The organism is Shewanella japonica (assembly GCF_002075795.1).
Classification (GTDB): domain Bacteria; phylum Pseudomonadota; class Gammaproteobacteria; order Enterobacterales; family Shewanellaceae; genus Shewanella; species Shewanella japonica.
The window spans coordinates 806,968-819,382 of sequence record NZ_CP020472.1 but is presented as its reverse complement, the minus strand read 5'-3'; the positions used below and the strand labels follow the sequence as shown (position 1 = coordinate 819,382).

Here is a 12,415-nt window from a genome sequence, read left to right as displayed (position 1 = left end):
AACTTATGTCTAGATAGTTGTCGATAGTCATATTCAAACTCACCTCCTCGGAAGCCACTTAATCATAGGAGGGGTATTCATCAAAATGACTTCATGAGAAGTTTTTGATGGCATTTATGTATATTTAGCCTTAAATTAATAATTAATTGTAACTAAATTAGGCATTTTAATATGGAAACCCCATTTCAAAGAGATCAGCTCGATAATCAAATTCTTGAAGCATTGATGGAAGAAGCCCGCACCCCTTTTGCTGAACTGGCGAAACGATTTGCCGTCAGTGCAGGGACGATTCATGTCCGAGTAGAAAAAATGAAACAAGCAGGCATTATTACTGGAGCAAGGATAACAGTAGATCCTAAAGCTTTAGGCTATGACGTTTGCTGTTTTATTGGTATCAATTTAAAAAGTGCAGGTGATTATCCTGCTGCCATATCAAAGTTAAATGCCCTTGAGGAAGTTGTTGAGGCATATTATACCACTGGTAATTACAGTGTTTTTGTAAAGGTAATGTGCCAGTCTATCGATGGATTACAGCATGTTTTAATCAATCGCATCCAGTCAATTGATGAAATTCAATCAACAGAAACATTAATCAGCCTACAAAACCCTATTGTTCGTGGTGTTAAGCCTTAGTCCAAAAAATAATGGCTTATAACTTACTTAATAATGATATACCACTTAAGAGATAGTTAAAATTCATAATAATTTTGCAAATTTGTAACACCTTTGGTTACCTTTGTTAAAGTTTTGTGTTAAAAAGTCGTAGAGTGCATCGAAGAATGCGCCATACGCATTATAAACAAAATTATAAAACAGCATTACCACCGACCTAGTCTCTACCCTACACATGCTTGGACGTGGTCAATGCTTTAACCAAGGAAGAAGTTGTGAAGACTAAATTATCAATAGCTATATCAGCAGCACTACTATCAAGTGCTAGCTTTGCAAACACCGAAATGACAGGCAATAAATATGAGTTAGAAATATTGTCTAGTAATCAATACAGCAAGCCAGCTGTCAGCCCTATCAATGTAACTGCACCAAAACGATTTATCGTTGAACTATCTTCTCCTGCGGTAGCATCATACCAAGGCGGTACTCAAAATCTTGCTGCAACAGCAGTAACAGCAAAGGAAACCAAATTAGATATACAATCTGCTGCAGTTCAAAATTACGCATCACATCTTGCTAATGAACAGAAAGCATTTTCAAGTGCACTCAATAAAATCTCTGCCAACAGTAAAGTAGAGCGCCAATTCAAAACTCTTTTCAATGGCGTAACAGTCGCAGGTCAAAATTTAACTGTTGAGCAGTTAATGGCTATTCCTGGGGTTAAATCTGTTTACCCTGAAACTATGTATGACATCAGCATGGATGCATCACTTCAAGTTATTAATACTGAAGCGATGTGGACAACTGTGAATGGAATGGCAAATGCAGGTAAAGGCATTCGAGTTGCAGTTATCGATGGTGGTATTCGACCAGAAAACCCAATGTTTGCCGATGAAGGTTTTGAAGCACCTATGGGCGCCATGCCAACTGATGATTACTGTTCAACAACAGATGAGTCATTCTGTAATAACAAACTGATTGTAGCACGTTGGTCTCAACCGACTTTTGAAGTCTGTCCTGATGAATACATGAGTCCACTAGGTTACGGCGGTCACGGTACACACGTTGCAGGTACAGCTGTAGGTAATTTAGTCTCTACCCAATTTAATGACATTGATGTTGAATTATCAGGTGTAGCTCCAGCAGCATACTTAATGTCATACAAGGCGTTATATTCTAAAGCAGACTGTTCAGGTGGTAGTGGCTCTAACATCATGTTAATGGAAGCGTTAGAGCATGCAGTTAATGATGGCGCTGATGTTATCAACAACTCTTGGGGTGGTGGCGCTGGTGCGGATCCTGCCAGTAGCCCATATAAAACCATGTTTGAAGCAGCTGAAGCGGCGGGTGTTGTCGTTGTTTCTGCAGCGGGTAACGACGGTAATGGCGCAAGCACTATTGGTTGCCCTGCATGTATTGAGTCTGGTATTGCTGTAGCCAACAGCACAACAGGCCGCTACTTTGCCAACAGTTTCAATGCTGGTGGTGAAGACTTACTCGCAATCCCTGGTTCTGATACGGTTATCGAAATGGATGTTACAGCACCTGTTGTTGCTGCAATAAATATCGATGAAGCTAATTTTGAAGGGTGTGATGCTTTCCCAGTTGATAGCTTTAAAGACAGTATCGCATTAATATCTCGAGGTGCTTGTGCATTTTCGTCGAAAGCTGAAAATGCGATGAATGCTGGTGCAAGTGCACTTGTAGTATATAACAGTAATCCTGGTGCACCGATTACCATGTCTATGCCTGGCGTTACATTCCCATCGGTGATGATTTCAAATGGTGACGGATTAGATATTATCGATACTATGGGCGAAACGGCAACCGAAGGTACTGTTGGTTCAGAAATTAAGCGTTTAATGGTACCTGAACTAGCCGATACCATTAATAGTTCTAGCTCACGCGGTCCAAACGGTAACCAAAATATCTTAAAGCCGGATATTGCTGCTCCAGGTACTAATATCTTATCAGCTTACTCGCCTGATGATGGTGGACTAGATTTCAATATGATCTCTGGGACCAGTATGGCAAGCCCTCATGTTGCTGGCGCTGCAGCAATGATGCGTCAATTACATCCTGATTGGTCTGCAAATGATATTAAGACCGCGCTAACATCAACTTCAACTGTTGATGGCATCCTAGATGATGATGCAACTACTGCAGCTTCACCGTTTGCAATGGGTGCGGGTCGTATGGATTTAGATGCTGCAGCTAAAGCGGTATTAACTTTCGATAAGCCTTCAATTGCTGCTGATTCATGTGTTGGTCCATGTACTTTCACTCGCACGGTTTACAATAAGAGTGAAGAAGACACCTCATGGTCATTAGCCGCAAGCTCTGATTCTGCAGGCATCATGGTTTCTCCAAGTACTTTAGATACCCCAGCTGGCGGCTCTGCGACCTTTATGGTCACAGTCGATTCTACTTTTGCAGAATATGGTGATTGGATATTCGGTAATGTGATGCTTTCGAGTGCATCAGGCATGCAAGATGCTCATTTACCTCTTGCAGTGTTAGCGCAAGAGTCTAGCGACTCTTCATTGATTTCTGTAACTTCTGATGATGCAGATTTGACGACTTCAGATGATATGGAAATTTCAGCAGTGCTCAACAACACCATGTTTGAGAATACTGTTACCTTCACAGCAATGGCACCTGAAGGTTCCATGCTAACTTCAGAAGATGATGTATCAGTTACTTTAACCAATGCTTCTCAAAATGGCTTTAGTGTAAACGAAGAAACTGGTGTAATTACTTGGGTTGGAAGTTTAGAGCAATCTGAAATGTCTATCGAAGCCTTCACTGGTACTTATCCAAGTATTTTTGATGCAGATTTAGCATTTATTCCAACATGTGACGAAGGGTGTGATGAAAAGTCATTCACTTATGAAGGTCTTCCATCATTCAAATATAATGGTTCAACTTACGATACGATTACGATTTCAGACAATGGTATTGTTTTAGTTGGTGGCGGTAATACAGGCGGTACTTGGAATAATAAAGAATTACCTGATAGTGCTAACCCTAATAACATTCTTGCTCCTTTCTGGTCAGATTTTGATTTAAGTGATGGAACTGCAACTGATACTGGTGGCGGTCAATTAGGCTTAAACATTATCGAACTTGCATCAGGAACCTTCATTGTTGTTGAATGGAACGATGGCCAATTATATGCCGACCCATCTGGTACGGCATATTCATTTAGTGTTTGGATTAAGATTGGCGATGTTGAAGATGTTTCATTTAACTACCTAGATATTCCAAATATGCCTGCGAATGTATCTATTGGTGCAGAAAATATAGGTGGCACGATTGGTTCTACTTATTACTACAATGGCGAAGGAACTGCGGTAACTAACGATGACTACCTTCAAGTTGTTTCATCAGCTGCTGGACAAGTCAAAATTGACTATAAAGCAACAGCGGAAGATTTCGATCTTGGGTATATGGACAGCTCAACTACAGTTGAAGAAACAGCTGTTACATTCAACGTTTTAGAGAATGATACAATGCCAGCTCAAAAAGTGGCTCGCTCTAAAGTGACTGGTGATGGTATAACTGCCTCTGCTCAACGCATTATCAATATTGCCGCTACAGGTGATCTTGGTATGGTGAAAATTGTTGATGAGCCAGCAAATGGTACAGTGACAATCACAGAGTCTGGCGAAGCAACTTACACGCCTAATAAAGATTTCTTCGGTAAGGATATGTTTACCTACTCAGCTACAGACGCTGCAGGTACTGTAAGCACTCCAACTGAAGTGGTGGTTGATGTAACCAATGTTAATGATGCACCGACTGTATCCCCTTCAGCCAGCAAGATCTTAGTAGGTCTGGAAGCAACGGTTAGTTCTGGTGCTGCTGATGTTGATGGTGACTCGCTAACATATGCTTGGACTCAAACAGCTGGACCTGTAGATGTATCTTTCGATAGTACAGCCAAAGATATTAGCTTTGTTTCTACTAAGACTGGTGTCTATACCTTCACTGTCACAGCAAATGATGGCGAAGCAGATAGTACTACTGAACAAGTTTCAATAGATATTCTTTCTGCTCCTGACCTTAAGGATGACAGCGGCTCTATGGGCTGGTTAACTACGCTTCTTCTTCCTTTAGCGATGTTCCGTCGTCGTAAAATGAAGTCATAATCGTTATTTAACACTTAACGTAAAAAGCCCAGCATATGCTGGGCTTTTTTATGTCGATTGACTTATCAGTTAATGATTAATAACCAATGTCGAGATAAAGTAGCCCAATACGGTTGCCGTGGTGACACCGATAAATCCTGGCACTAAAAAGCTATGATTTAACACATACTTACCAATATTTGTCGTACCTGAGCGGTCAAAGCTAATTGCCGCTAAATCACTTGGGTAGAATGGGAAAAAGAAGTAAGCATAACAAGCAGGTATAACACCAATTAACACAGGTGCGGGTATACCTAATGCAAATCCCAACGGGAACATAATCGTTAATACTGCCGCTTGGCTTTTAAGAAAAATAGATGCCATAAACATGGCTATCGCAAATGACCAAGGGTAGGCGCTCACTAAGTCACTTAATGAACTCACTAAGTAGCTTTTATGATGTCCAATAATAGTGTCACTCAACCATGCAATACCAAAAATAATCACCACAGCCGTCATACCGGCAGTAAAGACATTACTATTAACAATCTTTTGTGGCGAAACCTTGGTTGCCAGTAATATAACCGCACCAACAGACAACATCATGAACTGTATCGCTACAGACATTTTTACGCCTTCTGGTAGCAATTCTTTACTGAACATAGCTAACACAATAACAGATAAAATCCCGGCCAAAAATAATGCTAAACCTCTTTTGGCAATGCTATCGGTATGTGCCTGATCGTCAGTTTCAACTTCAGGATCAATCAGATTCTGACGAAACTCGTCATCTTTAAGGCGTTCTTGAAATGCCTCATCTTTATCTAAATCTTTCCCGCGATGTAAACTCCAAGCGCAACCTGCAAGCACACCAACTAACGTAGCCGGAATCGTTACCGACAACACATTAATTAAACTGATATCAAGATTGTTATCCATCGCAGTGGCCATGACTACTGCCGCCGCAGCAGCAATAGGGCTTGCAGTAATCCCCATTTGAGATGCCACTGTTGCCATAGCTAATGGACGCTCAGGACGAATACCTTTTTTATAAGCAACATCATAAATAACTGGCAATAGTGGGTAAACTGAATGGCCGGTTCCCACTAAAACAGTTAACGAATAAGTACATAACGGGCCTAAAAAAGTAATTTGGCTAGGATGTTTTCTAAGTAATTTTTCAGCATATTTAACTAATAACTTAAGGCCACCCGTGGCCTCAAGGGTAGCTGAAGCAGCCACTACAGCGAGAATAATCAGCATAACACTGACTGGCGGCGATCCTGGGGCAATACCGAACACAAATGCCAAAACCGAAACACCTAAACCGCCAAGCAAACCAAACGCAACACCACCGTGACGGATACCAACGAATATCACCGCTAGCAGCAACAGCATATGAATATAGAACATTAGCTAAATCTCCTTAGCAAACATTAATTTATGTATGACTTCCTGCGTCATAACAGATTGATTTCAGAGTCAACAGCAGAGTTAATGTAGGGAGCTCGCTGTATCCATGATGCTGAAATCGTTTTTAAGGCTATAGACTGGTTATGTTTTTTGACAGCCTTACACCTTGTTTATACATCAATAACCCAGCACTCAATATCAGTTAAAAACGATACAGTGACCTTGCTCATGTAAAAAACAAAGTTAATTGTAAAACTGTGATCATCTAATCTTTAATCAACTCGAATATACAAAAAAGGCATTCACCAACAATAAGATGAACCAAATAATTTCGTCTAAATAACATCAAATTAGCCATATTAAAAATAACTAATTATAAATATTGAAAACCAAGCCAAGTTTAATTCTTAAACAAATAATAATTAGCCGAAAATAAACCTTAATGTTTTCATTCAGTTTTTATTCAGCATCTCGAGATTATAGTGAATCCATCAAAACGAACTGACTTACATTTTTTACTTGGAGTGGATTATGAAAACAAAGCAACTTATTTTAGCAGGTGTGATCACCTCAATGATGTCTGTACCTGCAATGGCATCTGATTGGTTTATTGGTGGCGCAGCTGGCTACCAAAAAAATACCTATAAATTAGATTCTTCAGTAGATGGAACTAAAGAAAAAGAAAAAGATATGGCTTATCAACTTCGTGTTGGTACCTATATCAATGACAACAGCCGTGTATATGGTACTTATGGCTACAACTCTGAAGATATAGGCAAGCAGCAAAACTTCTTACTGTCTTACGATTACCTTGTTCCTCTCGGTGCTAGTAATAAAATGAATTGGTTTGTCGGCGCCACTGCTGGTATGACACACACGAGTATTAAAGATGCTGATTTAAGCTCTGGCAATAACTTCGTTTGGGGTGGTCAAACTGGCTTTATGTACAATATCAATGACAACTGGTCTACAGAAATTGGTTATCAATACCTAAAGCAAGATTATGAAAAAGATGTGGGTAATGGTGCGAATACTGGTACCTTCTCATTAAATGATACCCAGCAGGTCTATTTAGCTATTGATTATAAGTTCTAGTTAAATAACTAACATACTAATAATATAGGACACTTAATGTGTCCTATATTATTTGCATGAGACTCAATTAGTTAACCAATTAACATATAAAACCATCAATACCTAAAATGATATTCATCAGAAAATTATATCTAGCCAGACATAAAAGTACTTTAATTATTCACAATAGCTTTAGTCTCTAGAGTAATAATCAATAATGGTGCTTTATTCAGCAGTTAATAACCGTTACTTGGTTAATAACAATTCAATTAAAAAACTATTTTTATGTGGCCAGCAAAAGTATTTAAGCCTCTAGCACTTAATGCATTAGCCAAATCCCCTACTTAAACAGTTTCATTGGTACGATTGCTTATTGATAAACCTTGCTAAGCTTTCATAAAAATGTCATCCCTTACCTTTACTATTCGCTCATTATTAACTTTGAGCATATTCAATAGCTTAATAAAAAAGTAATACTATAGAGTCGTTAAAAAACCGGTCAACTCTTACTTAGACCATGATAAATATGAGATTTTTATGAAGCATTATTTTTCAGGCATAATTCAATACACCTGCATGACCGCTGTTCTGTTGTATGGACTAGGCTGGATTAAAGGCGAAAGTCTTGCTGATGAACTCTCTATCGATGACAGCGGCTACGCGCTACTGCAAGATTCGTTAACACGTCAAATACCCTTTTATGAACTCGGTATTGTCGCTGGATTCGAAAAACGTCAAATAAGAAATAATACATATAAAAGCAATTAGTTAAGCAATATTTTCGATAGGTGTTATTAGAACTTAAAGCGTTAGATTGGCATATCTCAACAAAAGCAGGCACAAAAAAACCGACATTAAGTCGGTTTATTCCTCAAAGAGGAGATGGTACCGGTGGGCGGACTTGAACCGCCACGCTCGAAAGCAACGGATTTTGAATCCGTCGTGTATACCAATTTCACCACACCGGCATCATATTGATGTTTCAAAAGAGCTAGGCTCAATCGAGAATCAGAATTATACCTAGGCCAATGGCAATGGCAAGCCCTTTCAGCACCTTAATCGAAGTTTTCATTTCAATAGCTCAAATCTCATTCAAAGCAAGTATTCAGTTACGTTAAACACTACTTTAAACGTCTCAGCTTGCTTGGATTAGCCAGCATTTGTGTGATGAAGCATATAATTGACTCCTTTCTAATACATTACATTAGCGATTAAGCAATAACCGAAAGGTTAATTGATCGAGATCATAATTGTTAACAGATGTATGCGATATGTTACTTATGACTTCACGATAAAGAGGATTATGAAATGGCATTCTGGTTAGATTTGATGTTTGGTAATGCAATAGGTTTGCTATCAATGATTGTTATCTTCTGCACCATGGGAATTATGTCGTACATGATGTGGATGTTTATTGTGAAGTCGGCTCCAAAAAAATAGGTAATACTTATTTAGATTTAAGTCAGTTTTTGTGTTTCTTAGCAAATTATTAGGGGGCGTTTAGCCCCCATTTTTGTGTCAAAAATTCGTATTGAAAAATACAGCAGTGACATAAGTCGACATAGTCAATTAAGCGGCATGTTTTCTTGGCTGCACTAATCCATTAATAAACTGCGGCCTTGCTTTGATTAGATGAGTTAACTCTTCTTTACTTGGTTCGCCAGCGGGTAAACGCAGCACTTCCCGATTGAGGTATACGCGCGCCTTCATTGAAATCTTATATTCAGCAGTAGGCCCTTGGATAGCGTAATGTCTTTCATTACCGACAAGCTCAAGAATACTTGTTGCAACGAGTCCTTTAACGGCTAACTCGTTTTGCGGTAGTGCCAAAATAGTGGCTCCTTGCAGAAAGAACTCTCGTAATAAGGCACGTTCAGCCGGATCCAATAGCTTCACTTTCGCTTCAATGGTTTCTATGGCACGTTTTTCACGTAAGTAACTAATCGACTCATCAACAACAAATGTGAATAACTGACTCAAAAAGAAAGCGGCACCAACAATTAAACCTAAACCAATAAAGTGCCCATAGTTAGACACAAAACCGTCAAGGGACAAAGTTTGTAACACATGGTTCGGTGCAAATAATAATACTGCACACGCTACCACCCACCAAAGCATCACGCTTACCAATACACGCTTAATATTGGCTAACTTTAAGGTATCTAATTTAAATTTCATCATGTTACGTCCAAAGTGTCAGATTTTTGAATCTATCACTTCAAAAGCAATTTTGGTGCCAAGAGATTATCCGTAAGTAAAAAATAAATGTTTAATAGGACTTAAGATGCACAGGGACGTGGCTGATGATGTGGGCCATGTGAAATAGAACTATTTCGACCGCTAATTATTACGCTTCTCTTACGCTATGTGAAGATGGCAAATCGTTCATTGCTATACAGAAAAGTCTTAATATAGATGGCGTAACCTTATTGGATTACACCAAAAAATGTTGCAACACTGAAATGGGGGCGATAACTTTAGTTACTTTTCTGCAAGTCTTGCTAAGACTCTGCTCGCGGCAATAAAACCAAATGTACCTGTGACCATAGTGACCGCGCCAAAGCCTGAAGCACAATCCATTCTCATGCTACCGTCAGATGCAGCCTTGGTACTACATACACTGCCATCATTTTGCGGATAAACTAGATGTTGAGTTGAAAATACCGCGTCAACAGCAAACCGTCTTTGCGTATTTTTAGTGAAATTATATTCACGTCTTAAAATCCCCCTCACTTTTGCGAGTAAAGGATCTTGAATGGTTTTAGCTAAGTCAGTTAACTGAATTTGGGTTGGATCAGTTTGACCACCCGCTCCACCCACGGTCACTATTTTCAGTTTATTACGCTTACACCAGGCAATTAAAGCCGCTTTCTGCTTTACTGCGTCAATACAATCAACCACATAATCAATGGCAAGAGGCTCTTGCTTAGTGCCCAAGTATTCAGCCAAGTTATCTGCTGTTATAAAATCTTCGACTTCATTAACAACGCATTTTGGATTAATTTCACGTAAACGCTTTGCCATCACCTCAACCTTTGACTCGCCAATGGTTGACGCTAATGCATGAGATTGACGATTAGTATTAGTCACGCAAATGTCATCTAAATCAACTAATGTGATTTGCCCGATCCCACTACGAGCTAACGACTCTGCAACCCAAGTGCCTACACCGCCAATCCCAATAATGACCACATGTGCCTTGGCAAAGTTTTCAAGTGCATGTTGACCATATAAACGGCCAATTCCACCAAAACGATTTAAATATGATTCTGACAACATGTGATGCTCTTGCTACTGACTTATTCGGGGGCGGTATTTTATACGAATTCGCTGAGGAGCGAAATAAAACTCTGCCATTGCAATAAATACAGCAGATTGAGATAGACACATTTCTCGACACACCTGTTGCAAACATTAACTAACCACATCATTTTGTGATAAGTGCAGTTAACGGTTGCAGCCTGCTTGTTAAAAAGCAATGTAAGCCTTGTAAACCAATATGATACAAATCAAATAAAAAACATCATTAGTGATAACTGTCACACTTTTCAGTGAAGCTTTTATGTCAATATCGGGCGCAAATAAAGGATCCAGAATAATAGTGCCTTTAGCGTATCCGTTATGAGTCACTATTTCTATCAATGTTGAGCACACCTGATGAGTGCCAACAAAATCAAGCCCTTACCAAAGGAAGATTAAGATGATGAAAAAAAACCTGATCACTGCAGCTATTTTATCTTGTACTGCTATGACTTCATTTACTGCTTTAGCTGATGGTCCAAATTTCTACGGTCGTGCTGATCTTGCACTTACGAACTCTGACTTGGGTGTCGCAACTCAAAACCAAAAAGACGGTACAGTCATTGAAAACAATTTCTCTTGGTTAGGTGTGAAAGGCACAGAGAAAATCAACGATGACTTCGAAATTCTTTACCAAATGGAATTCGGCGTAAGCAACTTTGATAATTCAGGTAACACATTCGCTGCTCGTAACACCTTCATCGGTCTTAAAACCAACGCTGGTACTGCATTAGTTGGTCGTAATGACACTGTATTTAAGCAATCTGAAAGCGGCTTTGACTTATTCGGTAACAGCAACTCAGACATCGACTTATTAGCAGCTGGTCAAACTCGTTCTGGTGACGGCATTAGCTATTACTCACCAAAGTTAGCTGACATGCTAACACTTAACGCGACTTACTTAATGGATGATAACTACGAATCACAAAGTGACTCTATGTACGCATTAAGTGCAACGATTGGTGATAGAGCGCTTAAATCTCACAACTTCTATGCAGCTGCCGCTTACCAAGACGGCATTACAGACATCGAAGCATACCGTGGTGTGGTTCAAGCTAAATTTGGCAACTTCATTGTTGGCGGTTTATACCAAAACACTGAAAGCCTAAAAAGCGAATTAGCACACCTTGAAGGTGACAGTTACTTCATCAACGCTGCATACGTGATGGGTAACCTTAAAATTAAAGCAATGTACGGTTACGATGATTCAGGTCTAGGTAAAATTGTAGACCGTCGTACTGGTCAGCTTGAAAATGACGAAGGTGCAAACGTATTAGATGCACGTAAAGATGTATCTGACGTTGAAATTCAACAATTCAGCATCGGTGCAGATTACCGTTTAAGCAACAACACTTTAGTATACGGTCACTACGCGAAATACGACGGCGACATGAAGCTAAATGGTGTTGTTGAAGATTTAAGTGATGATATCTTCACTGTTGGTGTACGTTTAGATTTCTAAATACACTGATAAGCTGTTGAATTAATTAACAGCGAATTGTTAAGCAAATGCTAAAGCGACCTCAATAGGTCGCTTTTTTTTGGGCTCAATATATCAAACGCACTTTTTCCTATGCAAAAATGCATAACGCATATGCAAATACCGCCAAAGAGTTAACAATTAAGCAACACCTTAACTATGCTTAAACCCTATTACAGCGCCACTTACACCATATCGCCAATTATGTGAACCTCCACAAAGGGGTAGTTTGCTAAATCACTGTTAACTAATAGCCAAAAGTCTCGAACTTGTCACATTTTTTCATCAAATCATTACGTTATCCCAAAAAGTTTGACATAGCCCACAACTTAAGCAGCTCAAACCTGCAAAAATTCTGTCAAGTTCATATCACAGTGCTATGTAAACTCATTGCCGCTGTGACTGA

At 39.4% G+C, this 12,415-nt stretch carries 9 protein-coding genes and 1 tRNA gene; 6 read left to right on the top strand and 4 right to left on the bottom strand.

Going from position 1 to position 12,415, the window contains the following annotated elements; genetic code table 11:
* Nucleotides 1–171 precede the first annotated feature (171 nt).
* A complete protein-coding gene (gene asnC / locus SJ2017_RS03555) occupies nt 172–633 on the top strand; it encodes a transcriptional regulator AsnC (RefSeq protein WP_055022683.1) in 462 nt (153 codons plus the stop codon).
* Nucleotides 634–887: 254 nt separating this feature from the next.
* Nucleotides 888–4,763, top strand: a complete 3,876-nt coding sequence (locus SJ2017_RS03550; RefSeq protein ID WP_080914886.1) for a S8 family serine peptidase — start codon at nt 888–890, stop codon at nt 4,761–4,763.
* Between the two features lie 69 nt (nt 4,764–4,832).
* Here SJ2017_RS03550 and SJ2017_RS03545 read toward each other — a convergent pair whose 3' ends face one another.
* Nucleotides 4,833–6,155 carry an anaerobic C4-dicarboxylate transporter gene (locus SJ2017_RS03545; protein ID WP_055022685.1) on the bottom strand — a complete coding sequence of 441 codons (1,323 nt, stop codon included), beginning with the start codon at nt 6,153–6,155 and terminating at the stop codon, nt 4,833–4,835.
* Nucleotides 6,156–6,686: 531 nt separating this feature from the next.
* Between SJ2017_RS03545 and SJ2017_RS03540 the strand changes: the two genes are divergently transcribed.
* Both SJ2017_RS03540 and SJ2017_RS03535 read left to right on the top strand, forming a co-directional pair.
* Entirely contained in the window at nt 6,687–7,250 is a 564-nt protein-coding gene (locus tag SJ2017_RS03540; RefSeq protein ID WP_055022686.1) for an outer membrane beta-barrel protein, read from the top strand.
* 516 nt (nt 7,251–7,766) lie between these two features.
* Complete coding sequence (locus SJ2017_RS03535) at nt 7,767–7,997, top strand: hypothetical protein (RefSeq protein WP_055022687.1); 231 nt, start codon at nt 7,767–7,769, stop codon at nt 7,995–7,997.
* A 115-nt stretch (nt 7,998–8,112) separates the two neighbouring features.
* On the opposite strand, the gene SJ2017_RS03530 is transcribed toward SJ2017_RS03535, so the two are convergent.
* Nucleotides 8,113–8,197 (bottom strand) — tRNA-Leu (locus tag SJ2017_RS03530).
* A gap of 340 nt (nt 8,198–8,537) precedes the next feature.
* On the opposite strand from SJ2017_RS03530, the gene SJ2017_RS03525 reads away from it, so the two are divergent.
* Nucleotides 8,538–8,669: a DUF3149 domain-containing protein gene (locus tag SJ2017_RS03525; RefSeq protein WP_065109785.1), complete on the top strand. Its 132-nt coding sequence runs from the start codon at nt 8,538–8,540 to the stop codon at nt 8,667–8,669.
* Between the two features lie 129 nt (nt 8,670–8,798).
* On the opposite strand, the gene SJ2017_RS03520 is transcribed toward SJ2017_RS03525, so the two are convergent.
* On the bottom strand, nt 8,799–9,410 hold the full coding sequence (locus tag SJ2017_RS03520; RefSeq protein WP_080914885.1) for a superinfection exclusion B family protein: 612 nt from the start codon (nt 9,408–9,410) through the stop codon (nt 8,799–8,801).
* Nucleotides 9,411–9,710: 300 nt separating this feature from the next.
* Complete coding sequence (tcdA, locus tag SJ2017_RS03515; RefSeq protein WP_080917381.1) at nt 9,711–10,505, bottom strand: tRNA cyclic N6-threonylcarbamoyladenosine(37) synthase TcdA; 795 nt, start codon at nt 10,503–10,505, stop codon at nt 9,711–9,713.
* A gap of 427 nt (nt 10,506–10,932) precedes the next feature.
* On the opposite strand from tcdA, the gene SJ2017_RS03510 reads away from it, so the two are divergent.
* Nucleotides 10,933–11,991: a porin gene (locus SJ2017_RS03510; protein WP_080917380.1), complete on the top strand. Its 1,059-nt coding sequence runs from the start codon at nt 10,933–10,935 to the stop codon at nt 11,989–11,991.
* Nucleotides 11,992–12,415 lie beyond the last annotated feature (424 nt).